Source organism: Synechococcus sp. W60.1, from assembly GCF_047461575.1.
Taxonomy (GTDB): Bacteria; Cyanobacteriota; Cyanobacteriia; order Thermostichales; family Thermostichaceae; genus Thermostichus.
The window spans coordinates 24,432-51,298 of sequence record NZ_JANSHL010000013.1 but is presented as its reverse complement, the minus strand read 5'-3'; the positions used below and the strand labels follow the sequence as shown (position 1 = coordinate 51,298).

The window sequence follows — 26,867 nt, the reverse complement described above, 5'->3', positions numbered from 1 at the left end:
CCGCCGCTGCCTTCCCCAAGTGGGACGCCGGGCCTTCCCCCTTGGTGGCCCCGCGCCCAATCGCCGCAGTGGGAAGATTCTCCTTACGCTTCGGTCTTGTCCGGCTTTTTGCAAGGATTGGCGGCCCAAGGGGGAGCGCTCTCTCAACAGGGGATCCTGCTCTGGACGCCGGAAGGGGAGCTGTTGGCGGAGCATGGGCTGGATCGACCTTTGCCGGTGGGAGCCTTGGATCAGTTGGCCATCAGCTTGATGGCCCTGGAGACTTGGGGTTACGAGCATCGCTTTGAGACCCGCTTCTACACCACAGGCCATCGGTTGGGCCATCGCTTGACGGGAGATTTGATCCTGGTGGGTGGCGGGGATCCCTATTTCACGGAAGCGAATGTGGCAGAGCTGGCCCGCCATTTGCATAGCCTCAACATTCGCCAGATCGACGGGGATGTGAAGGTGTTGCCCCCCTTCCGTTTGCTGGGCCAACCCGATCCTTTGGGCGGCGCTCAGCGTTTGGCAGAACTCCTCAGCAATACTCAACAACCCCATCCGGTTGTCATTCGCGGCTCGGTGTCAGTCCTAACAGCCCTCCCCGCGGACGCCCACTGCCTGGCCAGCTACACCTCGCTACGGCTGGGATCCCTGTTGCAGATCCTCAATGGCAGCAACGACCGAGCCATGGCAGAAGCCCTGTTGGCGGAACTGGGGGGCGAAACAGCCCTGCTGGAGTACCTGCGGCAGCGGTTGGTGGCTCAGCCTATTTCCCGCCTGGATTCCCAAATGGCCCCCGCCGAGCAAGACATTCGCCTGGGGCAAAGAGGGCGAGCGCTGTACCTTTCCCCCCGCGCCCTAGCTCATCTCTGGGAACACCTGGTAGATTTCACAGATGGGGATCCGACTCGGATCTTGCCCAGAGCGGGCACTGGCCACAGCACCCTGCGGGCGCGCACCTTGCCCCCAGGCACGGCTGCTCAGGTGGGATCCGCTGCGGATCGGCTGATGACGATGGGGCAGCTGCCGAATGGCATCCACTTTGTCCTGCTCAACCAAGGTCCTGACCTGGGCATTTTGCGCCAGCAACAGGATCAGTTTCTGCAGGATGTGGTGGCCATCTCTGAGCCTCTCCGCCGCTAATGCTGACCTCAATTCGAACCTAATTTGAGATACAGCTCTCCCCCCACTTTCCCCATAGGAGGCGGAAGCTCAAGACCCCAGAGCCCCACAGGTTAGGAACAGGGTCAATTCATTTAAGAATGAGACGGCCCTGCAGCTAAGAAGGCATGGAGGTAGACCTCAGGAGGAAGCTTAGACCTGAGAGAGAGTCATAGGGTATGTCCAGGAAGGGAGCAGTTGCACGGATGAACAAGGTTAGTCGTGCAACAGTTTATCGCTGGCTGAACCGAGAAGACCTGAGGCCGACAAAAGTCAAGACCCACAAGCGCAAGATAGACTCGGCTGCCCTGCAGCAAGACGGAGACCAGTACCCAGAAGCTCGACTGAAGGATAGAGCCCGGTCTGGCGTCCAACCCGTCCTGCCAGCGGGACGGAGTCCTCGCGCTATTGACTGTGCTCTTGAGAATGAGAAGGTGAAAGTAGCACAAAAAAGAGTTATGGTCATTTCAATTAAACCAGGAGACTGCGCCCACACCTAAAACTTTGAATGCACGGGGCCATAGGGCTTTTCTCAATGGCCCAGGCAATGGCTCAGGCGTCTCACCCTAACCTGAAATGACTACCCGAAATGACCATAAGTACCTGTTTTTCTCCGACAATTGACTTTTGCTGCTGATGCAAACTCTTTGGCAGACCATCGCCCAGCACCTTGCGGAAGCAACAGGGGATCCCATCCAGCCCCTACAGTATCGTTCTGTGGGCGGAGGCAGCATCAACGCCACCTATCGGTTTTCCTGCGCTTCCCAAAGCCCTCTTGCAGAAGGGGTAAAAGACTACTTCGTCAAATTGGCCCGTGGGGGAGAAAGGGCGCTGGAGATGTTTGCAGCGGAAGCTGCGGGCTTGCAAACCCTAGCGGCTGCCCAGGCCATTCGCGTGCCCCAGCCCATCATCTGGGGATCCGTAGGAGAGCAGGCCTACTTGGTGCTGGAATACCTGGAGCTAACCTCGCCCCGTCCGCACACTGCGGGTTTGTTGGGATCCCAGTTGGCCCAGTTGCACCGCACCCTATCCCCCAACGGCAGCTACGGTTGGGAGCGGGACAACACCATCGGCTCTACGCCTCAGATCAACAGTTGGCGGCAGAATTGGCCGGATTTTTATCGGGAACAGCGGCTGCTCTACCAGGTGAAATTGGCTTGCCAACAGGGGTATCGCGGCACGTGGGTGGCCCAAGCCGAACGGGTAATGGCGGAGCTGGAAGCCTTTTTTCAGGACTACAGGCCAGAACCCGCTCTGTTGCATGGAGATCTGTGGGGCGGCAACTACGGGGCCTTGGCCGATGGATCCCCGGTGATTTTCGATCCGGCCACCTACTACGGGGATCGGGAGACAGATCTGGCGATGACAGAACTGTTTGGCGGCTTTCCAGCCGAGTTCTATCGGGCTTATCAGCAGGCCTACCCCTTGGACGAGGGGTATCCCCACCGCAAGCCCCTCTACCAGCTCTACCACTGGCTCAACCATCTCAACCTGTTTGGAGAGGGCTACCTAGGCTCGGTGCAGCGGGCTTTGCAGCAGTGTTTGCAATTTCTTGGATAAATCGTATGGTTGTTCAGGTTAAGATGAGACGCCTGGGCTACTGATCGCGCCAGCGGGACGGAGTCCTTGAAAAACCTTCTAACCCCCTGCATTATTGCTCCGCAACGCTATTGCTATGCCTACGGCACCCTGACGGGAACCGCAACGCTGACGCGAAGACGCGACCAACGGTTTAGGTGTGGGCACAGTGTTCTGAGTTTGAGTGGAAATGACGATATGTCCATTCCCAAGCCGTTCGCGCCAGTGGGACAGAGTCCTTGGGGGGTAGCTCCCTCTGGGAGAGAAGCTGGGGGTGAGGGGGATCTGTCTCGAAGTAAACTGATCTGAAACGGCTAGGGGGTCTTCTCCGGCGAGGATTCCCCTGCCATGACCACAGCCCCCATGTCCCCCAACAGGCGCGACTGGTTGCGCAATACTCCCAGCAAATTGAGCCGGCTGGCCCGTCGCACAGGATCCGGATCCATCACCAGAACGGCTTCAAAAAACTGGGCTACCTGAGGGGCTGCCGCTTGCAGAGCTTCCACCAAGGGAACAAAATCTCCCCGTAAGGCCGGCTCCACCCCCAGACGATAGATTTTCTGGCAAGCCTCGTACAACTCCCTTTCTGCCGCCTCCTGCAACTGGTCGGGATCCACGGCGGCTGCCGGATCCACCACGGCGTAGTCCAAGTCCCCTTGGGCTGCCAGGCGGGCGCAGCGATTGAGGGTGGGATAGAGATCCGCCAATTCCCCGGTGGCCCGCAGGTGTTGCAGGTACTCCGCCCGCAGCAAAGTCAAGGGCAGGTTGCCCAGGGCCCGCATGGTGAGCTCGGCCTTCTGGGGATCCTCCGCTCTGACCGACTCGGGATCCCCCACCACAGCCCTGACCAAGTCGTAATCAATCCGTTTTTCCTCCTGCAAAAGGGTCTGTATCCGTTGGGCCAAAAACTCCTGCAAGGCTCGCAAGGTGTGGACATCGCCAAAGGCATAGTCCTGCACCACACTCTGCAACAGGGAGTTAAAGTCAAAAGTCCAGCCGGCATCCCAGGCAACCAGCACCAGGCTGTTGGCGGCCCGCCGCAGGGCAAAGCGATCCGAGGAACCGCTGGGGATCCGCCCCAAGCGAAACATGCCCACCAAGGTATCCAGGCGATCCGCCCAGCCCACCACCCGCCCCGTCAGTGCTGTGGGCAAAGCGTCCCCCGCCCCCAAAGGCCAGTAGTGCTGCTCGATCCCCTCGGCCACCGCCTCCGGCTCACCGTCGTGGCGGGCATACTCGGCTCCCATGATCCCCTGCAGCTCGGGGAATTCGTACACCATTTGGGTAACCAGATCCGCCTTGCACAGGTAAGCCGTGCGATCCACCAGCGCCTGCTCCTGGGGATCCAAGTTCAGGGCAGCGGCAATGAGGCGGCTGATGTGGCGGATGCGCTCCACCTTGTCCCGCATGGATCCCAGCCCTTCGGCAAAAGTAACCGCCTGCAGGCGTTCCACTCGCTGCGCCAAGGGGATCCGCCGATCCTCTTCGTAGAAGAAGCGGGCATCCGCCAGGCGCGCCCGCACCACACGGCTGTTGCCTGCCCCGATCCGCTCCGATTGCCGGGGGTCGCCATTGGAAATGGTGATGAAATAGGGCAGCAATTTCTGGGGATCCCGGCCATCCCGTACCGGGAAGTAGCGCTGGTGAGTGATCATCACCGTCTCGATCACCGCAGGGGGCAAGCGCAAAAACTCTGGCTCAAAGCGCCCCAAAACCGCCGTCGGCCACTCCACCAAGTGCACCACCTCCCGCAGCAAAGGAGCAGGGATCTGGGCTTCCCCATTCACTTGCCTGGCCAGCTTGGTCACCTCAGCCTGAATGTATGCCTCTCGCGCTGTTGGATCGGGGCTGACCCCCGCCTCTTGCATTTGCTGAACGTAGCTCTCGGCCCGCTCCAGGACAACCTGCTGGGATCCCAAAACGCGGTGCCCCCGGCTCACCCGCCCCGCCACCCAGCCCGGCATGGAATTGTCCTCGTGGGTCGGCAGCAGCAAAGGCAGCACCTGATCATCCCAAAGGGAGACCAGCCAGCGGATGGGGCGCGGAAACTTCAGATCCCCGCAGGCCCAGCGCATCAGCCGTTCCCCACTCAAGTTGGTAATCCAGGCGGGTGCCAGTTCCTGGAGCACAGCTGCTGTTGGCCGGCCTCGCACCCGCTGCACCGCAAACACAAAGGATCCCTTGCCCACTTGCCGGATTTCCAGGCTGCCGGGATCCACCCCTTGTTTTTGGGCAAATTTTTCCCCGGCAGGGGTGAGCTGGCCATCTTGGTAGGCGACCTGAACCGGCGGCCCCTTCACCTCCAAAGTGCGATCCGGCTGCTGGGTGGGCAACCCCTGCAACAGAACCGCCAGGCGGCGCGGCGTACCGAAAAGCTGCATCTGCTCCGCTTGCAAATGGGCCTCCGCCAAAGAGGCCGGGATCCCGGTTCGCCACTGCTCCAGAGCCGAATCCACAAAACTGGCTGGGAGCTCTTCACAGCCGACTTCTAGCAAATAGGCAACCATACTCCTGTGCTCCGCAGGGCACTATCCCCACTTCCTCAATCAACATAGTCTATGGCTCTGGGCCTCCCTTCTGGCTCACGACTGCTCCGAACCTGGGGTATCCCAGTTTACCAGGGGAGCCGGGGCGTCGTTGAGACAAGAGCTCCAGTCCGCCAGACAACACCCCAATGTCATCCCTGTCAAGTGGGCTCTGCGGCCTCCAGAAACCCATCTCCATGGCTCAAGTGAGGAGCTGCATCCCGCGGCAAATGCGCCACGATGATGGGAAGGCTGGGTCGGTTGCGGGCGATGGTCTCCGGCTCTCGGCCCAGGCGCGACCGGTTGCCGGTTTCACTGGGAATCAACACCAACACATCTCCCGGCTGCAGCGCTTTAAAGACTTCCGCCACCACCCCCCCCTGCACCCGCTGAACCGGCAAGTGGGCATAGCTTTCTGCCGGCAAGGCTGGGGAGCGTTCCCGCCCAGGTCGGGTTTGCACCAGCAGGATCTGCAAACCCGCTTTCAATTCGCCGGCCAGCGTCTGCGCCAGCCCAAGGGTCTGCTGCAGGGATCTGGGAGAGACCTCCAGCTCCGGTGCAACCAAGAGGATGCGGCGTGCTGTCTCGATGGGTACCGGAAACCGCGTGATCAACACTGGGATCCCCACCTGCCGCACCACCGCGTCAATGATGCTGCCGAAAAAGTTCTCCGCATAGGTGGAGTAGCCCTTCCAGCCCAGGATCACCAAGGTTGCCTGCCGTTCCGCCGCCGAGCGAATGATCCCTTTTTCCACCGAGTCATCCACCCGCCGAATCGGCTCCACTCGGGTCACGGCGCTGTGGGCCAGAGCTTCTGCGAAAGTCAGCAACTGCTCCTGCCGGGCCAGGGCTGCCGGCGAGATCCCGGCGCGGTCAGACAAAACATGCAGCGGCAGCAGCGTTCCCCCATCTTTTTTGGCCAAAATCAAAGCCAACTGTAACAGGTTCCTCTCAGTATCCGGGTTGGCCACCGGCACCAAGACGCGAGCTCCCCAATCCGGCTTGGGCAATTCGGTGGACTCTGCGGCCACCTCGGTGGGCTGCATTTGCTCTCCCCAGCGGGCCACAATCCAAGGCGAGGCAACACAGGTCACGAGGATCATGGCAATGGTGCCGTTCACCGTCAGCTCATCCACCAACTTCACCTGAAAGGCCACCGTGATGGCCGCCAGGGTAGCCGCCGCCTGAGCCATCGACAGGCCGAACATAACCATAGCGCTGGCAAAGCGCCAGCCAAACAGTTGGGCCGGGATCCAAGCGGCCAGAAACTTGCTCACCACCTCCGCTGCGATCATCACCCCTCCCACCAGCAGCGTGCGCGGCTCCCCCAAGAGAATACCGGGATTGATCAGCATCCCCACCGAGATCAAGAAGAAAGGCACAAACAGGGTGTTGCCGATAAACTGAATCCGGTTCATCAGGGGGCTGAGAGGCGGGATGATAGGGGTGATGGCCGTCCCGGCCAGAAAGGCTCCCACCACCGGCTCAATGCCAATTAACCCTGCTCCATAGGCCACCACAAACAAGGTGGCAATCACAAACGTAAACTCTGCTCCCTCATCGTGGCCAAAGCGTTGAAAGAACCAACTGCCCAGCTTAGGCACCCCCCAGAGGGTGGCAAAGGTGTAGAGGGCAATCGAAGGGATCAACGTCAGCCAAAATTGCAGCGTCAGCTCCCCTTGGTGGGCGCGCACCACCACCGCCAACACCAATAACGCCAGGACATTGGTGATGAGGGTGGCCCCCAAGGTAGCCGTTACCGTCTGCAGACGCATCAGGCCCAACTTGGAGACGATCGGCAGGCCGATCAGGGTATGGGAGGCAAAACAAGAGGCCACCAGCACCGCCGCCAGAAAGCCATACCCAATGGCCAACATGGCTGCTGTGCCGATGAGCATGGGCAACAGAAAGGTGAGCGCCCCGAAGAGGGTGGCCTTCCCGGCATTGAGCTTCAAATCTTCCAGGCTGGTCTCCAGCCCCGCCATGAACATGAGAAACAACAGCCCCACCGTGCCCAGCAGGATGATGGTCTCATCCCGCTGCAAGATGCCCAAGCCGTAGGGCCCCACCACCAGCCCGGCCAAGATTAACCCGATGATCCCCGGCAGGCGCAGCCGCTCAAACAGCAAGGGAGCCACCAGCATGATGGTCAGGATGATCAAAAACACCAGCACCGGATTCTCAACAGGGCCGATCAGGGCTAGAGGGATCCCCGAAATTTGCAGCCAGTTAGCCAGCATAAATCACCCGACAGACAGCTAATGAACAGACCCGGCAAAGCGCCCGCATGAGTCTATCAGATTCCCCCGGCTCTAAAGTAGATCTCCGTAGTCCACAGTCTTTGTCCAGCCTTCAATCGCTGGCAGGGCGTTTAACAAGTACTTAAAAGCACATCAAATACATTGGGAATGAAGACTGCTGGGCAGGGATGGCCGGAGAAAGGCAAGAGAAACTCCCGAGAAACACGCATTAAAATCAGAGGGTACATGCTCCTAGGCTGCCTATGCACCAGCTTGCTCCTGGAAAAGTAATCGGCCAGCGCTATCAACTGGTTCACAGCATTGCAGCGGGCGGCATGGGGCAGGTGTTCAAGGCAGTCGATACGCGCCTGTTCAACCGTCCGGTAGCGGTAAAGCTGTTGCACCAAAACTTAGCAGGCGATGACAACACCCGACGCCAGTTGCACAAACGTTTTCAGCAGGAAATTCGCATCAGCACGTTGTTGGGGGAGCACCCTGCCATTGTTAAGGTGCTGGATTACGGTCTAGAGAACGACCAACCTTACCTGGTGATGGAATACCTAACGGGGCGCAGTTTGGGGGAGCTAATGCTCAAGCAGCCGGTGCTGCCGCCTCAACAGGTGGTGAGGATGGCCCGCCAAGTATGCGCCGGTCTCTATTACGCCCACAACCTGGAGACTGAGCAGGATGGCCATCTCATCAAGGGGGTGATCCATCGCGACATCAAACCCAGCAACCTCTTCGTCCTGAAAGATGAAACCCTGGGGGAAACCGTCAAAATCTTGGATTTCGGCATTGCCAAGCTCCTCAGCGACGTTTCCCTTGCCCTCGGCACCCAGACCACCGGCTTTTTGGGTACGGTGCGCTATGCCTCTCCCGAACAGGTGCGCGGGGAAGCCCTGGATGCCCGCTCGGATATCTACTCGTTTGGCGTGGTGCTCTACCGCATGTTGACCGGGCAACACCCCCTCCAGCCGAAGAGCGATTCTTTCCCCGGCTGGTACGAGGCCCACAATTACCAGCAGCCCCAACCCTTCAATCGCGCAAATTTGCCCTATGAAATTCCGCTGCAGCTGGAACAGGTGGTGCTCTCCTGTCTGGCCAAAGATCCCGACCGGCGGCCCCAAGATATGAAGGTTCTCAGCGCCCAATTGGAGGGATCCCTGCACTCCCAGAGCGCTGCCAGCTCTTCCCTCGCGCCCCCCCCAACCGCACCCATCTTCTCCGAGCGCACCCTGGCGGCGGTGGATGCAGGGCAGTCGGGCACACACCTGCTCAGTACCCAGGCAGAGCCCGAGGCCAAGCCGTTTCCCCTCTGGGCTGGGATAGCCCTTTTTGTGGCCATTGCAGGGAGCACCTTCTGGGGCCTGCGTCTGCTGTTGGATCCGGGCCCAGGCAGCGAAAGACCGCCTGCTGCCCCCGAACGCCCCCTTCCAGTCGGCGGTGCAGAGCACCCTGAGCGAGATCCCTCAGCCACTCCTGAACCTCTGCTGGACTGGCTGCTACGGGATCCGGAGGGCAAACCGGTGTTTGAGGATGATCCCGCCCCAGATCTGGGAATCGGTGAGTCCGCAAGCGAGCCCACACCCAGGCCAGCGGCAACTCCAGAGGCAGTGTCCTCTACCCCTCAGCCCCCTGCTCCAACTCGGCAGGTGTCCCCTCCCACTCCAGTGCCTGCTGCGCCGCCGCCCCGACCGGTTGCCGTGCCCACGCCCGCTGCTCCACCTTCTCCAGCCCCTGTCCCGGCCAAGCCTCTCCCCCCTCCGCCCATCAATCAACCTTTGTTTCCCCAAGTGAACCGGGTTGCTCCAACTCCTGCTCCCCCTGCAGCACCCCCAACCCAACCCCCTACCCCCGGCTTTCTGGAGCGGTTGCGCGAGGAGCGAGAACGCTTGGGGAAAGACTAGGCGCAAAAAAGGGATCCCCAAGGATCCCTTCGCAAACAGAGACATAGGGCTAGTCTTCGATGGGATCCCCCGTCAAGGGATCCCAGAACAGGTAGAGTCAGGCGGCAGCCAGCCGGGCATTGGCGGCATCCCAGTTCACCAGGTGCTCCAGGTAGGCGCTGATGAAGTCAGGCCGCCGGTTTTGGTAATCCAGGTAGTAGGCGTGCTCCCACACATCCAAAGTGAGCAGGGGCGTTTGGCCGTAAACCAGGGGGTTTTCGGCATTGGGGGTTTTGGTGACCTTCAGGGTGCCGTTGTCCAGCACCAGCCAGGCCCAACCGCTGCCAAATTGGGTGGCGGCTGCCGTCTTGAAGGCTTCTGCAAACTTGTCATAGCCGCCAAAGTCGGCGTTGATCTTGTCGGCAATAGGCCCGGTAGGCGCACCTCCCCCGCCTGGCTTCATGGATTCCCAGAAAAAGGTGTGATTCCAAACTTGGGCAGCATTGTTGAAGATACCCGCTTTGTTGGGATCCCCAAAGGTGGCCTTGATGATTTCTTCCAGAGACTTGTTGGCCAGATCGGTGCCCTCGATGAGCTTGTTCAGGTTGGCTACGTAGGCCGCGTGGTGCTTGCCGTGGTGGAAGGAAAACGTTTCTGCCGACATGTAGGGCTTCAGCGCGTCGGCAGGATAGGGCAGAGCCGGGAGTTCAAAAGCCATAATCGTCTGTCCTCTGTGTCTTGTGCAAGGAATGCAAGAACCTCTGTGTCTTGTGCAAGGAATGCAAGAAAGAACGCGGTGAAGGGTCAGGAGAACCAGAAAAAGGCGTTACCTTTCTTTGCAGTCTTAGTGTAACTCAGAATCACTACGCTTTGGGATCCCTTGGACATTTCGATTCCCGCTGGGACAGGGCTCGACCCCAGAGAGGTGGAACCGCGGCTGTCTCAGCGCAATTGCCGATAACCACTTGTTGGCCAGCGGTCGGAAAAGCGAGATGTCCCAGCTACAGAGGGCTAACGGGATCCCTCCCGCAGCAGCTCAATCAGCAGGGGAGCGACATCCCTGAGCAGGGGGATCAAAACCGCCGTGATGGCGGCAATGGTAACCACATTGCGGGTGAAGTTGAGGGTATCGCGGCTGAGCTGGAAAAACCGCTCGTCCCACCGTTTGACCTCGGCCTCGAGGCGCTCCTCGGCTCTGGCAATGCGCTCCTCGGCTCTGGCAATGCGCTCCTCGGCTCTGGCAATGCGCTCCTCGGTGCCGGCAATGGTTTGCAGCACCTCTTGGTTCTGTCGGGTCAGTTGGGCGATGGCCTGGGCATTGGCCTCCACCGTGCGCTCGATACGCGCCAGCCGCTCCTCGCTGTAGCTCATGGTCGGGGAGGGGGAAATTGATGCGGGCTGGGGAAGTCCTGAGGTGGGATCCCTTGCAGAGCCTCGGTCATAAAGCGCTTCCAGGTGGGGGCAACAAAAGCCCCGCCGGCGGTGCCGGGCAGCATGGGGGAGTTGTTGTCGTTGCCGATCCAAATGGCGGTAGACAGTTGCGGCACATAGCCGATGAACCAAGCGTCGCGGAAATCAGAGGTGGTGCCGGTTTTGCCGGCTACAGGTCGCCCATCGTCCAGACGAGCCGCCCTCCCGGTGCCTTGGGTCACCACCCCTTTGAGGATTTGGTTGAGCACCGCCACCGCCCAGGGATCCAAAACCCGCTGCGGCTGAGGCCTGGCCTCGAAGAGGATTTGGCCGTTGCGATCCACCACCTGGGCCAAGAGGGTCGGCTCCACCCGATATCCGCCATTGGCAAAGACCGCATAGCTGGCCGCCATCTCCAGGGGGCTGACGCTGGCCGAGCCCAGAGCTGTAGCCAAGTTGGGGAACATCTCGGCAGTAATACCCGTGGCCTGAGCCGCTGCAATGACGTTGCGGATCCCGACATCATCGGCCAACTTGACCGTGGGCACGTTGCGGGAGAGCTCCAAAGCCCGGGCAAAGGTGAGGGGGCCATAAAAGGTGTTGTCGTAGTTTTTCGGGCTGTAGGGCGGCGAGCCGGGATAGGTGACGGGGGTGTCGTAGAGGATGCTGTAGGGTGTGTAGCGGCCGCTAGCCAGGGCCGCATAGTACACGTAAGGCTTGAAGGTGGATCCCGTTTGGCGAAACGCCTGGGTGGCGCGGTTAAATTGGCCTCGCTGAGCGTTGATCCCGCCCACAATGGCTTTCACATAGCCGGTACGGGGATCCACCGCCGCCAAAGCCATTTGATCGGCACGACGAGCTGCCCCAATGCGGGGGCCATCTTCATTGACAATGCGCTGGGCAAGGCGCTGCAGACGCAGATCGATGGTGGACTGAACCCGCAGACCTCCTTGCATTAGAGCTTGTTCCCCATAGCGGCGCCGCAGCTCCGCCTCAATGGCGTCGGTAACTGCTGGGGCGTTACTTTGAAAGGAGGTAATGCGGCCTAAGGTCAGCTTTTGCTCCCGCGCCGCCTGGGCTTGCTCGGGGGTAATCCACTTCAGCTCCACCAGACGATCCAGCACCAGGTGTTGCCGCCGTTTGGCTCCCTCCAGGTTGCGAAAGGGGCTGAGGGTTTCCGGGGCCGGCAGGATCCCAGCCAACATCGCCGCTTCAGCCAAGTTCAGTTCAGCCGCATCCTTGTTGAAGTAGCTGCGGGCCGCCGCCTGGATGCCGTAGAGGTTGTGCCCCCAGTACACCTGGTTGAGGTACATCTCCAGGATCTCGTCTTTGCTGAAGACTTGCTCTAGACGCACCGCCAACACGATCTCGGCGACTTTACGGCTGAGGGTGCGCTCCGGCCTCAAAAACAGGTTCTTGACCAACTGCATTGTCAGGGTGGATCCCCCTCCCGCCGAGCCTATACCCCCCTCTACACTGCCCAGGATCGCCCGGCCCAAGCTGACCGGATTAATGCCTGGATGGGTGTAAAAGTGGCTGTCTTCAATGGCCAGCAAGGCCTTTTTCATCTCCGGCGAGACCTGTTCAAGGGAGATCACTTCCCGGTTGGCCTCCCCGTGTAGGCTGGCAATGGGCTCGCCCCGAATATCGACGATGTGGGTGGTGGCAATGGGCACGTAATCCCGCAATTGATGCACGTCCGGCAAGTTGCGAAAGCTGATGGCCAGCCCCACCAATCCGGCAGCCGTTGCCGTGGATCCCAAGAGCAGGGATCCCAGCAACAGATTGCCCACCACACCGGCAACCTGGGCAATCCGGGAGGGGCGGGTGGGTGGGGTATAGTCGGCATGCTCGTCAAACCCCGATCCGGAAAAAGGGGAATTGGAGAAACGCTCTACCCCTGGCTTTCTCGCCCAGCGGGCCAATGGTCTGCGACCGTAGGTCACGTCAAAAACCCTGTCACGTCCGTGTTGCGAAGCAACAACAAGCCAGACCCATTATAGGGCGGCGTCTATCGGCCCGGCAGGATGGCCAACCTCACCCATCGACAACTCCAACCGGGCTAGGTGGAGCGAGTTGAGAGCCGACCATCTTTTGCGTGGGCTTAATTTGCGTGGGCTTAAAATGGCTCATGGGTTCAGCCGGAGGATCAGGCTTTGAGTATATCGTCAGCCTCAGTTTCGCCAGCGTACCGGGATCCGTTGATAGCCCAAATTGTTGAGCGGGGGGTGGCCGAGATCTTTCCGGGAGGGCCTGCTGCCCTGGCGGAGTGCCTGGCCACAACAAATCGTCCCTTGCGGGTGAAGCTGGGCATCGATCCCACCCGACCGGATCTACACCTGGGCCATTCAGTGGTGTTGCGCAAGCTGCGGCAGTTTCAGGATGCGGGCCATGTGGCTATTTTGCTCATCGGGGACTTCACGGCCCTGGTCGGGGATCCCACCGGCCAATCGCAGGCCCGTCCCCGCCTCACCCCGGCAGAAGTGGAGGAAAACGCCCGCACCTATCTGGAGCAAGCCGGCAAGATTTTGGATTTTGAGACCCCCGGTCGGCTGGAGGTGCGCCGCAACAGCGAGTGGCTGGCCCGCCTGACTCTCAGTGAGCTGATCGAACTCCAGGCCCAGATGACGGTGGGGCAGATGTTGGCCAAAGAAGACTTTGCCCAGCGCTACCGAGCTGGAACGCCAATTTATCTGCACGAATTTCTCTACCCCCTCTTGCAGGGTTACGACTCGGTGGCCCTCGCAGCCGATGTGGAACTGGGGGGAACCGACCAGCGCTTTAACCTGCTCACCGGGCGAGATCTGCAAATCTGGAAGGGCCAAACGCCGCAGTTCTGCGTGACGGTGCCGCTTTTGGAGGGGTTGGACGGGTACCAGAAAATGTCCAAGTCCAAAAACAACTACGTGGGGCTGACTGAGGATCCCCTCACCATGTACTCCAAGCTGGAGAAGGTGCCGGATCACCTGGTGGAGCGCTACTTTGAGTTGCTCACCTCAGTGCCCCTTGCCGAGCTGCCGCAGGATCCCCGCCAGCGGCAGATCCTCCTAGCCAAGACCCTAGTGGCCCAGTTTCACTCCCCTGCAGCGGCAGAAGAGGCCCAGCGCACCGCCCAAGCCCTGGTGCTAGACGGTATTCTTGCCGAAACGGGATCCATCCCCACCTTTGCCATCGATGGGTTGTCTTACCCTGTTAAACTCAGCTACATCCTGCGTGAGTGTGGCCTGTGCAAGAGTGCCGCCGAGGCCCGTCGGCAGATTCAAGGGGGCGCCGTGCGGCTGGATGGGCAAAAGGTGGAGGATCCCGACCTGGAGTTTGCCCATGCCTCGGAGCTGGCCGGGCGGATTTTGCAGGTGGGCAAAAAGGCCTTTCGTCGGCTAGTGAAAGGCGCAGATTAGTCTTCCCCTCTCCCTGTGGGAAAGGGGTGAGGGGATCCATCAACGGGCAGGCTTGAAGCCGAGTCCGGTTTTTTTCTGCTTGGTCTTGGCTGGGGGATCGGACAGAGGAGAAGCTGACGAAGTTGGCGGGAAAACGGGCTCCGGTTTGGGCCGGATCGAGCCCGCCTCGGCTACTGCCTCAGAGAGCTTTTGCCGCACCAGCTCCTGAGTCTCCAAAATGTTGGGATCCGCCGCCCATTCCGGGGCCTCTCGAACGGGATCATCCTCGGAGGTGAACTCCAGGTCGTAGGTCTCGGCCCGGTAATCGAGGCTGAAGCATTCCCAAGCCCGCAGACTGTAAAAATAGGGGAACAAACGCACAATGCGCTCGATATCCAGGTGCTCGGCAAAGCGACGAAAAGCCTCTTCTTCAGAAACCGGGAAAGGGGCGTAGTGTTCTGAAACAAACCACCGCAAGAACTTCCGCGCCTCTGGGATGATCTGCTGGGCGGGCAGGGATCCCAGCACCGCTGCGTTGAAGCAGTTGACCAACAGGTGCTCCAGCATCACCGCGTTGTACTCGGCAAAGCAAGTTTGCTCGCGGCTTTCCACCGGCTGCCAGGGCATGTTGCCGTTGGCGGCAATGAGCAGGTGAACCAGGTCATGGGAGGGGTTGGTTTGGATGTAGCCGTGCCCCTCCAACTTGGCGCCATCGCAGCTAAAGAGCTGGTGTTGGGGGCTCCAATAGAACTTGAGTTGCTTTGCCGCCATGTTCAGTTCTCCTCCTCACCCAGGGGATCCTTTTAGAGCTTACACCTGTACTGATGAGCTGCTATGAACTATAGGCCACGGAGGAGAGCGCCGGCTTATTTGACAATTGGTCAGCGAGAACGCTTGCCACAAGTGGCAAAACAAAGGGGTCTTTATCTCGAAGCAATTCTCGGAGCAGACAGGCTTTAGCCGCCCTACTAGGCTCAAAGCTGAGACCCGCTGTGCTCGCATTGTGAAAAAAGATTGAAAAAAGATGAACTCGAGATCCTCTAACTGCAGTAAAAATCTTTACGCCTACACCAAGCGCTACAGTAGCTTTCGGAATTACTGGGTGGTATTGTAACTCCGTACTTTCATGCCACCCCACTATGCTTGTACTGGCAGCTGCAATGACTGTAAAAATACAGCCCGGTCAAGTAAAAAGCTAAAAAGCTGGTTGGCTGCTTCTCCTGGTGCTCGTGGGAAGCTGCCTTGTCGGCTGTGGCTCTTCCGGCGGTACAGGCATTGAGCCGTCGGCTGTGGGATCCCAAGCTCGCCTGACATTCAATGGGGCTCTGACCCGCTCCTTTTCTGGCACACAAGGGGAAATGGAGTTCAACATCGCCCTCCTGCAAGGCGGGGATCCGCCCCAACCAATAACCCAGCTCTCTGCCAGTCAGGTCAGCCTGCAGGTAAACCGGGTAACCGACTTGCTAGGGATCCCGCAGCCGGTAACCTTGACCCTGACACCCACCCGGATCGAAAATCCCCCGCTGGATCTGCCTCAGCGGCCTTTGCTCATGGCTGTGCTGATGGATGGCTCAGGCAGCTTGCTGGTTTTGGATCCCCAATCTCGGCGCTTCCTGGCTGTTTTTCGGCTCTTGGATCAATTTCGCCCTGCACTCCTGGATCTGGGCGCTATTCTGCGCTTTGACAACCGGGGGGCAGGTTTTGGCCTTACAGCTTTGGGGCAGCCCCTGCGCACAGCTCAGCTATTGCAGGACTTCACCGGCGACAAAGAGCTGCTGAGACGAGGCGTTTTGCGCGCTGTTCCGGGGGGGAACACTGCCCTCTACGATGCCACGGTGGAAGCGGGGCGTTTCTTAAGCGACTTTCGGCCCACCGAGCGTTTCAACCGCCGCTTGGTGGTATTCACCGATGGGATTGACAACGAAAGCACCCGCTCCATCAACCAAGCTACTCAGGAGCTGACAACTTTGGCCAGAGAGCGAGGACAAAAACTCACCGTGTATGTGGTTGGGTTGGGGGTCGATTTGAATCTTCTGGAGTTACAGCGTCTGGCTGCAGCTACTGAGGGGACTTTTGTGCTGGCACGGTTTTCTGAAGGGCTGGAAGCTCCCTTTGCCAACTTATTCCCTGCTGCCATTGGGGAGCACCGCCTGCAAATGAGGGTGCAAAGCAATGTTCCGCTATCTGCTGGTTCTTATCTTCTCAGTGGCGAGCTGAGAGTTGAGAGAGAAGGCAGCCGTTTTGTGGCGCCATTCAGCGACGCTGTTCTCACGGTGGGATCCCGCTAGAGTCATTCCGCAGGCTGACAACATCCCTAATCGAGAGCGAGGCGATAAGCAAATGTTTCGACGACTCGGTATACCCAGAAGATTTTGGCAACCGGCTGCGCTTGTCCTGGCGGCAGTGCTTACAGGTTCCCTAACGGTTTTCCTGAAAGGTTGCGGTGGTGGTACCTCCAGCAGCCCCTCGACCGTGGGGTCGCCGCCAAGGGATCCCGGCTCTGGCTCTGGCTCTACCTCTGCCATTTTGGGATTGGTGGTTGATCCCTTTGCTCAGCTTTGTCCTTCAGGCTCAACAGCCGCCCTTTGTTCGGGAGGGCCGCTCTTTTCAAGAGGCAATAAGGTTGAGTTGTTCAACCTAAGCTCAAGAGGGGACATTTTGTTGCCTGCCTTGTTAACCACTGCCTTGGAGGGCAACTTGCGGTTCACCATCCCCTTTTCCGGATCGATTACTCAGCCGCCGGGGAAATTGGTATCGGTTCAGTCCAATCTCCTGGGCCAAGGGCGTCAGTCCGGCCAGCCTACACCCCTGCGGGGATTTGTTTTCAGTGCTGCTGTGGATGTTTCCCCTTGGAGCGAAGCCCTTTATCGCATCTTGCTGCGGGAACGGGATAGAGTGTCTTTCTTCAACTTAGCGCCTCCAGAAATTAGGGATCTGGAAAACATTTTGTTTGTCAGCGTACCTCTTTCCAGAACAGCGCGAAACTTGGAGGAGATCATCACTGACATCATTCGACAAGCGGATCAACTTAGTTTTAATCAGCTCCGCTTTGTGGAGGATCTTATTCGCGTTTGCTATGCCCCAGAAGGTAATCAATCGGATCAGCCCTGCCGCCTCCGCATTCCGGTGCCCCTACCTCCTGCACCGACGGACTTTCCGACACCTCGACCCACTCCTGCCTCTACCCCGACACTAACACCGACGCCAACGCCAACACCAACGCCAACACCAACGCCAACACCGACGCCAATAAAATAACTAGGTAGGAGAGCCGTGTAGCCATGCCCTTGGAGAAGTTGGTCCCGCTATTGCGGTCGCAAAAGCGTCGTGTAGCGATGACGGCTTTCCCCCAGGTGGAGTGAGCCAGTCGTGGAGATATCTATCGAGGTTTGACAGCGCTTGCCGCCTGTGACGGTGGGATGTCAGGCTGAGACAGGAGTGGTTTTGCAGTCGGTAGGAACCATGACGCAGCGTGCCCAAGGATTTTGGCAATGGGGATCCCTTTGCCGGATTGGCCTCTACGTAGCTGCTCTGCTCTGCGGGGTGGCGCTCTGGGGGATCCCGGCCTTGGCTCTGCCCCAGGGGGATGCCATTACCGATCCACGTACCCTCTTGCGGCGGGCGCTACCCATCTCAGAAACGAAGCTGCTGGAGGTTGATGAAGCCATCTCCAAAATCGACGCCGACCTGAAGTACAACCGCTGGTCGGCAGTGCGGGGAGATGTGCGCCAGGTAGAGCACCTCTTGGATCGCTATGGAGATTCCCTGCTGGCCGGCTTGCCCCCGGATCGGGTGACCCCAGCCTCTGAACAGATGGCTGCGCTGCGGGAGCAGTTGCGGGTGATCGGCCAAGCCAGCGAGCGCAAATCCAAGGGTAAAGAAGAGGCCCGCGCTGCCTACGACCGTCTAGTGGACGAGTTGGGATCCCTGGAAAACAACTGGGTGGGGGCTTTCCCCTACACAGTGCCTGCTGAGTATGCCGACAGGCCCCAGCTCTTGGGGCGGGCAGAGGTGGAGCTAAACACCACCGCTGGGCGCATGGTGATCACCTTAGATGGCTACAGCGCCCCTATCACTGCCGGCAACTTTGCCGACCTGGTGCAGCGGGGCTTCTACGATGGCCTGACCTTTGACCGGGTGGAGACCTTCTTCCTGGCGCAGGCCGGGGATCCCCCTGGCCCTGCCGATGGCTATGTGGATCCGGCCACGGGCAAGGTTCGCACCATCCCCATGGAGATTCGCGCCAAAGGCGAGGTGATGCCCCGCTACGGCCAGACTTTTGATCAGATGGGCCTGTGGGATGTGGAACCGGCTCTGCCCTTTTCCGCCGAAGGGACGGTGGCCATGGCCCGCTATCCCGACGATCCCAACAGCGCCTCTTCTCAGTTCTTCATCTTTATGGCTGAGCCGGATCTCACCCCGGCGGGGTTAAACCTCATGGATGGCCGCTATGCCGTGTTCGGGTACGTTACAGAGGGAACGGAGGTGCTGCGCCACATCAAAGTGGGGGATCGGATTTTGAGTGCCAGATTGATTTCCGGCCAAGACAACCTCAAACCCGGAGCCTAGAGGGGATCCCTTCCTTTCTGCCTAACTGTGTCGATAAGCCGCCGTACCGTCGCCGCCCCTGCAGAGGGCTGGAAGCGAAAGGGAAATTTGCCCCTGGCCAACAGGCGCAGACCCAAAGGCACCAAGCTGAGCAGCCCTTTGGGATCCCGGCCCACCACCTGCAGGGCAAAGCGGCGCTCATCTATCCAACCACCAGAGCGCACCAGTTGCACCAGAGTCTTGCGGTGGCGGATGGCTATGGGCAAGGACTCCGTCCGAATAGCGCGAACAGCGTGCGATGGGGAACGGTCGGTGGGCAGAGCAGCGGTCTTGTCTACAGGGCGGGAGAGGATCCCCTGTTTGAGTTCGGTGATTTGATCCAGAGGTGCCACGCCCATCGGGCAGACGCTGTTGCAGTTCCAGCAGCGGGTACAGCCCCAGACACCAGCCAAGCTATCCAGAGCCTGCAGGCGTTGTTCCCGTTGGCTGTCGCGGCTGTCTTGGACGAGGCGGTTGGCTCTGGCCAGAGCATGGGGGCCGACAAACTCTGGGTTCACCTCTTTGGCATTGCAATCGGAATAGCAGGCTCCGCAGAGAATACAGCCACCGGCAGCGTTGAGATGCTCCCGTTCGGCAGGCAGCTGTAAAAACTCTCGCTCCGGGATGCGTCGCCCCGCCGTGCTGACAAAGGGATCCACCCGGCTGAGATCGTTCCAGAAGGGCTGCATATCCACCACCAGATCCCGCAGAACGGGCAGGTTTCCCAGAGGGCCGATGCGAATAGGCTGCGGCTGGGGGCTGCGGGGATCCAGCTCTTCGCCCACATGTCGGCCACAAGCCAAGGCTGCCCTACCGTTGATGCGCATGGCGCAACTGCCACAGATGGTGTTGCGGCAGTTTTTGCGGAAGGCCAAGCTGCCATCCTGCTCCCACTTGATCTGGTTGAGGCAATCGAGAATGGTGGCGCCAGGGGATGTCTCCAGCCAGAAGGATTGCCAGCGGGGCGGCTCCGGCGGCAACTGTCGGAAAATCTGCAGTTCTACTCGCAAAGTGTTCTGCACCGCTGACGCGAAGGGTGGGGATCCGGGCGATGGCAAGGGATCCCATCCTAGCTCTCTCCCTATTGCTCCGCAACGCTAACGGGACAGCAGAAGTGGCTACAACGCGCGGCTGAGGGCGCTCCCCGGCCCCTGAAACAACAGCCAAGAAATAAGGAAGTTGGTGACAAACACGCCCAGCAGCGCCGTAACCACTGCATCGGTGGTGGAGCGACCCACCCCCTTGGCTCCCCCGCTGGTGGAAAGGCCCCAGTTGGAGCCAACAATGGCGATCAAAGACCCGAACACCATCGCCTTCAAACAACAGACGAGCAAATCCCAAGAGGTCAGAAGGGTTTGCGCCGAGTTGAGAAACACCGTGGCAGGAATATTGTAAACCGAAGCGCAGATGACCATCCCCCCCACCAGCCCCGTCAGCAGGGAGAGGATGGTGAGCACCGGCAGCATCAGCCCCGCAGCCAGCACCCGCGGGATCACCAGATAATCCACCGGATCGGTGCGTAACAACAGCAGAGCGTCGATCTGCTCCGTGACCTTCATGGTGCCCAGCTCGGCGGCAAAGGCGGATCCCACCCGTCCGGCCAAGATCACCGCCGTCACCACCGGTGTCAGCTCGCGGGCAAGGGCAATCGCCAAAACTCCCCCAATTAGGGAGGAAGCGCCAAAGTTGATGAACTCCCGCGCCAACTGGATGGTGAAAACACCGCTGATCACCACCGCCGTAATCAGAACAATCAGCAGCGACTCCAGCCCTACCGCCGAAAGCTGATCCAGGGTGTTGCGGCGATGGATACGGCCCCGCATCAGATGCAAAATCACCTGGCCGGCCAGGAGAAAACTGCTGCCCACCCGCTGCAACCAGCTCATGGTTTCCGTCTCAAGAAGCCGTTATCGCTAGGCGACGCTTTGGCGACCCCGTTAGGGGGGCGGAGTCCTTCGGGGTTGCCGGCTCCGCTGGCAGCTGAAAGCTGGGCACAAACGAGGCCCGTGTCAGGGGTTGATCCAGGATCAGCCCCTCGCCCCCCAGCACTTCTAGGGCACGGCCTTCCACCGAGATCCAAACCCGGGCGCCGGGGTTTTGGCTGGTGGCCGTGTAGAGCACCTGCGCAATCCGGCTCATCATCGCCGTGGATCCCCCCCCTTGCGTGAATTCGGGGGAGAAGTTGAGGAAAATATCGTCGCCCTCCACCCGCACATCCAACACCCGCGTCTGGGGGGGAATGGCCGTGGTGAGGTGGGGATCCCGGGGGCCGGCAATCAGCTCCTCCAAGGCCAGGCGGATGGCTTCTTGAGTGTCAAAGGCGCGAACCCTGCGCTCCTGCTGCACGTAGTCAATAGAGTTGTCAGCACTGGTCAGCCAATACAGGGAAAGGGTTTGCCGGGGCCCGATGCTGTACCACCAAGCTCCCCCCATCACCCCTAACCCCAGCAAGAAGCCAAGGATCCCCAATTGCAGGGCCCGGCCCCGACGCGGGCGGGAACGCCGTCCTCCCAACCTGACGGAGCTGAGCTGTGCAATACGGCCTCCGTAGTGGCTCATCGCTGGCAACCCCCTGTCTTACCTAGCTCTAGGGTAGCGAAGAAAAGCCCACTCTGCCGGGGATCCCCCATAGGCTGGACAGGCAAAAGTGCGGCAGCAACTGGGATCCCTTTATTTGTATGATGATAATGATTTACACCCGGCATTGCTGAGTCGATAACTGAGCACACAAGGAGCTGAGCCTCAATCATGGTTACTGCCACCGCTACTGCCACCAATGTTGGCTACATCACTCAGGTCATCGGGCCTGTGATCGACGCCGAATTTCCCAGCGGCAAGCTGCCCGAAATCTACAATGCCCTCAAGGTGGAGGGCACAACCGAAAGCGGCCTGAAGGTTAACGTCACCTTTGAGGTGCAGCAGCTTTTGGGGGATAACCGCGTGCGTGCGGTGGCCATGTCCTCGACCGACGGCCTGGTGCGGGGCATGCCGGTGGTGGATACGGGCGCTCCGATTACTGTGCCGGTCGGGCAGCCCACCCTGGGGCGCATTTTCAATGTGCTGGGAGAGCCGGTTGACCAAGGAGAGCCCGTTCAAGCCCAAGAATTTGCCCCCATCCACCGCAGTGCGCCTCCACTTGTCGATTTGACGATTAAGCCAGAGCCCTTTGAAACCGGCATCAAGGTGATTGACCTGCTGGCCCCCTTCAAAAAGGGGGGCAAGGTGGGCCTGTTTGGCGGTGCCGGCGTCGGCAAGACAGTGCTCATCCAGGAGCTGATCCACAACATCGCTGAGGAGCACTCTGGCCTATCGGTGTTTGCGGGCGTGGGAGAGCGCACCCGCGAGGGCAATGACCTCTACAACGAGATGAAAGAATCCGGCGTGCTGGACAAAGTGGCGCTGGTCTATGGCCAGATGAACGAGCCACCGGGTGCCCGCATGCGGGTTGGCCTGACTGCCCTGACCATGGCAGAGTACTTCCGCGACGTTAACAAGCAGGACGTGCTGCTGTTCATCGACAATATCTTCCGCTTTGTGCAGGCCGGGTCGGAAGTGTCGGCGCTGTTGGGCCGCATGCCCTCGGCGGTGGGTTACCAGCCCACCTTGGCTACCGAAATGGGCAACCTGCAAGAGCGCATCACCTCTACCAAGCAGGGATCCATCACCTCGGTGCAGGCGGTGTATGTGCCTGCTGACGACTTGACGGATCCGGCCCCAGCAACCACCTTTGCCCACCTTGACTCGACGGTGGTATTGTCCCGCAGCTTGGCAGCCAAGGGTATCTATCCGGCGGTGGATCCCCTGGATTCCTCTTCCACCATCCTGCAGGCGGACATTGTGGGTGAAGAGCACTACAACACCGCCCGGGCAGTGAAGCAAACGCTGCAGCGCTACAAAGAGCTGCAAGATATCATCGCCATCCTGGGGCTGGACGAGCTGTCGGAAGAGGACAAGCTGGTGGTGGCCCGCGCCCGCCGCATCGAGCGTTTCCTGTCCCAGCCGTTCTTCGTGGCGGAGGTATTCACTGGCTCCCCCGGCAAGTATGTGAAATTGGCAGACACCATCAAGGGCTTCCAGCGCATTTTGTCGGGGGAATTGGACAATCTGCCGGAGCAAGCCTTCTACTTGGTGGGCACCATCGAAGAGGCCATCGAGAAAGCGGAGAAGCTCAAGTCCAAGTGAGCCCCAAGCGCTCCTGCCCCTCTCCTCTTGGGAGAGGGGAGCTGTGAATCCCAGCAAGCTGTTGGGAAGGGCCCCGTTGGGTCGCTTGCTTGGGGTTTGCTGCTGTTCGGGACAGCTACAGCTTGCGGGACTGTAGGATGGGCCTCTTCTGGGCCTCTTCCTAGGGATTCTCGGCAACAGGCCCAAAGCGATAGCCCTTGCCGTAGACGGTGTGGATCAATTCTGCTGCTCCGGGCAACCTGAGGCGGCGCCGCAGCAGGCGCACCTGAGCTGCCAAGACATTGCTGCTGGGGGGATCCTCTCCGGCCCACACCTGCTCGTAGATCTGGTCGTGGGTGAGCAACTGGCCGGGATGGGTCATGAAGTACTCCAGCAGGCGAAACTCTTTTTGGGAGAGGTGGATCATCCGCCCCTGCCGGTAGGCCACCTGGTTCTCCCGATCCAGCTCCAAATCCCCTATCTGTAGGCGAGGGATCCCTTCTCCAGTACCTGTGGTTCGCCGCAAGAGGGCCCGCACCCGCGCCAGCAGTTCCCGCAGCTCGAACGGCTTCACCAAGTAATCATCTGCCCCGGCATCCAGCCCTTCCACCCGGTCGTCTAGGGTATCTTTGGCCGTCAGAAACAGGATAGGGGTGGTGCAATCCACCTGCCGTACCCGCTGGCAGAGGGAAAGCCCAGAGAGCTCCGGCAACATCCAATCCAAGACCAGCAGATCGTAGGGCAGAGCGGGGGACTTTTGCAGCAGCTCCCAGGCCCGCCCTCCTGTGTAGGCGACGTCCACCGTGTAGCCCTCTCGCCTCAATTGCTGGGCCAGAGAATCGGCCAACTCCACTTCATCGTCCACCAATAAAATCCGTGCCATAGGACTCCGTCCCGCTAACGCGAACGCCTCAGGACTCAGTCTCGCCGTCGTCTTGGAAACTGACGCACGCAGGAAAGGACTCCTTTCGGCCAGAGCGTTGCGCAGCAATCACAGAACTGGAGAGCGGCTCAAGCTGCAAGGATAGATTGTAAAGGCGGCGCCGCGTCCAGATGGGGGATCCCTGCAGACGCTGGGCCAACCGGCGGCTGGCTGCAGACCGGGACAGGCCTTCGGCCAGCAATCGGGCCATTTCTTGACGAATTTCCGCTTCCGATTCACTGTCTCCCCGCCCATTCAAGGACTCCGTCCCGCCTCTGGCAGGGTTAGGGCTGGGAACGGCACCCACATATCCCTCAAGCAAGAGGGTAAACTCCCCCCGCGGCGGCTGGGCGGCGCAGTGCTCCAGAGCTGCTGCCAGGGATCCCCGCCAGAAGGACTCATACAGCTTGGTCAGCTCCCGCGCCAGCACGATCTGCCGCTCTGGGCCGCAGTGATCCAGCAGATCCTGCAGAGTTTGGCGCAGGCGATGGGGGGCTTCATAGAGAACGACGGTGCGCTCTTCTTGGGCCAACTGTTGCAGGCGGGCCTGTCGCTGACTGGGTTTAAGCGGCAAAAATCCCTCGAACACGAATCGTCCTGTAGGCAGGCCCGAAGCGGTCAAGGCGGCAACAGCAGCTACCGGCCCCGGCACAGGGATCACCGGGATCCCGGCCTGAATGCAGGCGCGCACCAACTCTTCTCCCGGATCGGAGATGGCAGGAGTGCCGGCATCGCTGATCAGGGCCACCGACTGGCCCGCCGACAGATACTTCAGGAGTTGCGGGATCCGTTGGGCAGCGTTGTGCTCGTGATAGCTGATGAGGCGGGCGGAGATTTGAAAATGTTTAAGAAGCTGGCCGGAGTGGCGAGTATCTTCTGCCGCCACCCAGTCCACTTCCCGCAAAACCCGCAGCGCCCGCAGGGTGATGTCTTCGCGGTTGCCGATGGGGGTAGCCACCAAATAAAGGCTGGCGGTGGGGTGTTCCATCCCGAGCTCCAAGGCTGAGCTGCCGATAACCAGACAATAGCCAATTAGAGCAATTAGAGATCGCCTCGGATCCCCAGATTAACTTCTCTTGGCCGGTGCCCCGATACCCAAGCATCTGCCTTTCGCGGTAGCGGGACGGAGTCCTTTCGCGGTAGCGGGACGGAGTCCTTTCGCGGTAGCGGGACGGAGTCCTTTCGCGGTAGCGGGACGGAGTCCTTTCGCGGTAGCGGGACGGAGTCCTTTCGCGGTAGCGGGACGGAGTCCTTTCGCGGTAGCGGGACGGAGTCCTATGGCAGGATCGAGAAGTGCTGCGGAGAGGGATCCCGGTGCGCTTGACAACGCGGGCCACCTATAGCATCAAAGCTTTGTTGGATCTGGCGATGCTCGGCTCCGGGCAAATGGCTTCGGTGCGGGCCATTGCTCAGCGACAGGGGATCCCAGCTCCCTACCTGGAAAAGTTGCTGATTGAGTTGCGCCAGGCCGGCTTGGTTTGTTCCCAACGGGGGGCCCAGGGAGGCTACCGGTTGGCACGGGCGCCGCGGCGGATCCCGATCAGCGCCATTTTGGCGGCGGTGGGAGAATCCCTGCATCCTCTTGTGGAGAGTTCTGACGCCACAGCCGTGTATTCGGCGGAGCGGCTGGACTGGGTGACGGAAGCCCTGTGGCAGCGGATCGCTCGACGGGTGCAGCAGGTGTTGGAGGAAACCACTCTGGAAGATCTGTATTTTGATGCCCGGAGCTGGCAAGCGGCTCAGGATCAGGAGAGTGGATTTGTGGTTTGATCGCGTTAGCGGGACGGAGTCCTTTCGCGTTAGTGGGACGGAGCCCTTTCCCGGCGGCTGGCTGTTTTTTCCGGCCCAACCGACTGCCGGGCTGGTGCTGGCGGCAGCTTTGGTATTGGATTACCTGCTGGCGGATCCCTGGGGTTGGCCTCATCCAGTGCGGGTGATGGGGGCTGTTATTGCCTGGGGGCAAGGCTATATCCTCAAGCACTGCTCAACTCCGCGAGCACAACAGTGGGGCGGGGCAGTTCTCACCCTAACTTTGGTGGGGGGATCCTACGGCGTGGGCTGGGGACTGGTCGCCATCGGCAATGCCATCCACCCCTGGGCAGGGATCCTCGTGCAGGTGATCCTGATGGCCAGCTGTCTGGGAGGGCGCAGCCTGCGCTTTGCCGCCTTGGAGGTGTTGGATCCCTTGGAAAAAGAGGATCTGCCGGAGGCCCGTCAACGTCTCAGCCGCTACGTGGGGCGGGATACAGAGCACCTGACGGCATCGGAGATTTTGCGGGCGCTGATTGAGACGGTGGCCGAAAATACTCCCGACGGAGCAACTGCCCCTCTGTTCTACGCCTTCTTGGGAGGGGCGCCCTTGGCCCTAGCCTACAAGGCCAGCAGCACGCTGGATTCGATGGTGGGCTACCGCCACCCCCCTTTCACCCATTTGGGCACAGTGCCGGCCCGCTGTGAGGATGGGCTGACTTGGCTGCCCTGCCGCCTGACGGTGCTCACGCTGGCGCTGCTCAGCCGGGATCCTTGGGGGTTCTGGCAGCGGTGTCGTCAGGATGCGCAGGCGGATCCCAGCCCCAATTCCGGGTGGAGCGAGGCGGCTTTTGCCTGGCGGCTGCAGATCCAACTGGGGGGAACCAATTTCTATCGCGGGATCCCGAAGGTGAAACCCAAATTGGGGATCCCAGCTCGCCCCTTGACCCCGCAAGTGGTGCGGGAAAGCTTGGGACTGCTGCGACAGGTTGTATGGATTTGGGGGAGTTTGATGGTGGGAGCAACTCTCCTGTTGACCGTTCTGCAACTCATGGTCGTTTATTTCACCCCCTAGGATGAACTAAACAACCGGTTGCTTCCTGCTTCTACGACCCTTACCTAGCTGAGCTTTTGACTCAACCCCGGCAGAGGAATCTCCACAGGCGCAACTTCCCCCAGAACTTGAGGTAGAGTTAGCAAAGCTAACTAGATCGGCGGCAACAAAAACCGTAGCTGCTGTCAACCTGCCGTGAACCTAGAACCGCTGAAATAAACGATGATAAAAACAG

General features: G+C 60.0%; 23 protein-coding genes. 12 read left to right on the top strand and 11 right to left on the bottom strand.

Features of this window, described 5'->3' with window-relative positions; all coding sequences use genetic code 11:
• The 3 genes from NW805_RS11235 to NW805_RS11225 all read left to right on the top strand — a co-directional run.
• On the top strand, nucleotides 1-1,125 hold a 1,125-nt coding region (locus NW805_RS11235), incomplete at its 5' end, for a D-alanyl-D-alanine carboxypeptidase (protein ID WP_414422530.1).
• A gap of 197 nt (nucleotides 1,126-1,322) precedes the next feature.
• Nucleotides 1,323-1,643 (top strand): IS630 transposase-related protein, encoded by a 321-nt coding sequence (locus NW805_RS11230; RefSeq protein ID WP_414422529.1) that lies wholly within the window; start codon nucleotides 1,323-1,325, stop codon nucleotides 1,641-1,643.
• 136 nt (nucleotides 1,644-1,779) lie between these two features.
• Entirely contained in the window at nucleotides 1,780-2,703 is a 924-nt protein-coding gene (locus NW805_RS11225; protein ID WP_414422528.1) for a fructosamine kinase family protein, read from the top strand.
• 332 nt (nucleotides 2,704-3,035) lie between these two features.
• Here the strand turns inward: NW805_RS11225 and glyS are convergent, their stop codons facing one another.
• Together glyS and NW805_RS11215 are read right to left on the bottom strand one after the other, a co-directional pair.
• Nucleotides 3,036-5,228, bottom strand: a complete 2,193-nt coding sequence (gene glyS / locus NW805_RS11220) for a glycine--tRNA ligase subunit beta (RefSeq protein WP_414422527.1) — start codon at nucleotides 5,226-5,228, stop codon at nucleotides 3,036-3,038.
• A 179-nt stretch (nucleotides 5,229-5,407) separates the two neighbouring features.
• A complete protein-coding gene (locus NW805_RS11215) occupies nucleotides 5,408-7,486 on the bottom strand; it encodes a cation:proton antiporter (RefSeq protein WP_414422526.1) in 2,079 nt (692 codons plus the stop codon).
• A 263-nt stretch (nucleotides 7,487-7,749) separates the two neighbouring features.
• On the opposite strand from NW805_RS11215, the gene NW805_RS11210 reads away from it, so the two are divergent.
• Nucleotides 7,750-9,393, top strand: coding sequence for a serine/threonine protein kinase (locus NW805_RS11210; protein WP_414422525.1), 1,644 nt, complete (start codon nucleotides 7,750-7,752; stop codon nucleotides 9,391-9,393).
• Between the two features lie 97 nt (nucleotides 9,394-9,490).
• Here the strand turns inward: NW805_RS11210 and NW805_RS11205 are convergent, their stop codons facing one another.
• From NW805_RS11205 to NW805_RS11195, 3 genes are all read right to left on the bottom strand, one after another.
• Nucleotides 9,491-10,090: a superoxide dismutase gene (locus NW805_RS11205; RefSeq protein WP_414380927.1), complete on the bottom strand. Its 600-nt coding sequence runs from the start codon at nucleotides 10,088-10,090 to the stop codon at nucleotides 9,491-9,493.
• A gap of 293 nt (nucleotides 10,091-10,383) precedes the next feature.
• A complete protein-coding gene (locus tag NW805_RS11200) occupies nucleotides 10,384-10,743 on the bottom strand; it encodes a hypothetical protein (RefSeq protein ID WP_414380928.1) in 360 nt (119 codons plus the stop codon).
• The gene (locus NW805_RS11195; protein WP_414422524.1) at nucleotides 10,740-12,728 is read right to left on the bottom strand and encodes a transglycosylase domain-containing protein; all 1,989 of its coding nucleotides are present in this window, start codon (nucleotides 12,726-12,728) and stop codon (nucleotides 10,740-10,742) included. Before NW805_RS11195 ends, NW805_RS11200 begins: the two co-directional genes overlap by 4 nt.
• Before the next feature lie 255 nt (nucleotides 12,729-12,983).
• On the opposite strand from NW805_RS11195, the gene tyrS reads away from it, so the two are divergent.
• Nucleotides 12,984-14,180: a tyrosine--tRNA ligase gene (gene tyrS, locus NW805_RS11190; RefSeq protein WP_414422533.1), complete on the top strand. Its 1,197-nt coding sequence runs from the start codon at nucleotides 12,984-12,986 to the stop codon at nucleotides 14,178-14,180.
• A 39-nt stretch (nucleotides 14,181-14,219) separates the two neighbouring features.
• On the opposite strand, the gene NW805_RS11185 is transcribed toward tyrS, so the two are convergent.
• Nucleotides 14,220-14,930, bottom strand: coding sequence for a hypothetical protein (locus NW805_RS11185; RefSeq protein WP_414422523.1), 711 nt, complete (start codon nucleotides 14,928-14,930; stop codon nucleotides 14,220-14,222).
• Nucleotides 14,931-15,388: 458 nt separating this feature from the next.
• On the opposite strand from NW805_RS11185, the gene NW805_RS11180 reads away from it, so the two are divergent.
• From NW805_RS11180 to NW805_RS11165, 4 genes are all read left to right on the top strand, one after another.
• On the top strand, nucleotides 15,389-16,447 hold the full coding sequence (locus tag NW805_RS11180; RefSeq protein ID WP_414422522.1) for a vWA domain-containing protein: 1,059 nt from the start codon (nucleotides 15,389-15,391) through the stop codon (nucleotides 16,445-16,447).
• Nucleotides 16,448-16,605: 158 nt separating this feature from the next.
• A complete protein-coding gene (locus NW805_RS11175; protein ID WP_414422521.1) occupies nucleotides 16,606-16,800 on the top strand; it encodes a hypothetical protein in 195 nt (64 codons plus the stop codon).
• 20 nt (nucleotides 16,801-16,820) lie between these two features.
• Entirely contained in the window at nucleotides 16,821-17,417 is a 597-nt protein-coding gene (locus NW805_RS11170) for a hypothetical protein (protein WP_414422520.1), read from the top strand.
• Between the two features lie 204 nt (nucleotides 17,418-17,621).
• Nucleotides 17,622-18,728, top strand: a complete 1,107-nt coding sequence (locus tag NW805_RS11165; protein ID WP_414422519.1) for a peptidylprolyl isomerase — start codon at nucleotides 17,622-17,624, stop codon at nucleotides 18,726-18,728.
• On the opposite strand, the gene NW805_RS11160 is transcribed toward NW805_RS11165, so the two are convergent.
• From NW805_RS11160 to NW805_RS11150, 3 genes are all read right to left on the bottom strand, one after another.
• Nucleotides 18,725-19,756: a succinate dehydrogenase/fumarate reductase iron-sulfur subunit gene (locus NW805_RS11160; RefSeq protein WP_414422518.1), complete on the bottom strand. Its 1,032-nt coding sequence runs from the start codon at nucleotides 19,754-19,756 to the stop codon at nucleotides 18,725-18,727. The two genes, NW805_RS11165 and NW805_RS11160, sit on opposite strands and share 4 nt — an antisense overlap.
• 108 nt (nucleotides 19,757-19,864) lie before the next feature.
• Nucleotides 19,865-20,632, bottom strand: coding sequence for an MlaE family lipid ABC transporter permease subunit (locus tag NW805_RS11155; protein WP_414383623.1), 768 nt, complete (start codon nucleotides 20,630-20,632; stop codon nucleotides 19,865-19,867).
• 10 nt (nucleotides 20,633-20,642) lie between these two features.
• A complete protein-coding gene (locus tag NW805_RS11150) occupies nucleotides 20,643-21,305 on the bottom strand; it encodes a GerMN domain-containing protein (RefSeq protein ID WP_414383625.1) in 663 nt (220 codons plus the stop codon).
• 189 nt (nucleotides 21,306-21,494) lie between these two features.
• Here NW805_RS11150 and atpD point away from each other — a divergent pair, with 189 nt between their 5' ends.
• Nucleotides 21,495-22,928 (top strand): F0F1 ATP synthase subunit beta, encoded by a 1,434-nt coding sequence (gene atpD, locus NW805_RS11145; RefSeq protein ID WP_011434062.1) that lies wholly within the window; start codon nucleotides 21,495-21,497, stop codon nucleotides 22,926-22,928.
• Between the two features lie 160 nt (nucleotides 22,929-23,088).
• On the opposite strand, the gene rppA is transcribed toward atpD, so the two are convergent.
• Both rppA and rsmI read right to left on the bottom strand, forming a co-directional pair.
• Complete coding sequence (gene rppA, locus NW805_RS11140) at nucleotides 23,089-23,790, bottom strand: two-component system response regulator RppA (RefSeq protein WP_414422517.1); 702 nt, start codon at nucleotides 23,788-23,790, stop codon at nucleotides 23,089-23,091.
• A gap of 28 nt (nucleotides 23,791-23,818) precedes the next feature.
• A complete protein-coding gene (rsmI, locus tag NW805_RS11135; RefSeq protein ID WP_414422516.1) occupies nucleotides 23,819-24,817 on the bottom strand; it encodes a 16S rRNA (cytidine(1402)-2'-O)-methyltransferase in 999 nt (332 codons plus the stop codon).
• 326 nt (nucleotides 24,818-25,143) lie between these two features.
• On the opposite strand from rsmI, the gene NW805_RS11130 reads away from it, so the two are divergent.
• Nucleotides 25,144-25,599 carry an Rrf2 family transcriptional regulator gene (locus NW805_RS11130; protein ID WP_414422532.1) on the top strand — a complete coding sequence of 152 codons (456 nt, stop codon included), beginning with the start codon at nucleotides 25,144-25,146 and terminating at the stop codon, nucleotides 25,597-25,599.
• On the top strand, nucleotides 25,583-26,653 hold the full coding sequence (gene cbiB, locus NW805_RS11125) for an adenosylcobinamide-phosphate synthase CbiB (protein WP_414422515.1): 1,071 nt from the start codon (nucleotides 25,583-25,585) through the stop codon (nucleotides 26,651-26,653). Before NW805_RS11130 ends, cbiB begins: the two co-directional genes overlap by 17 nt.
• The last annotated feature ends 214 nt before the right edge of the window (nucleotides 26,654-26,867 follow it).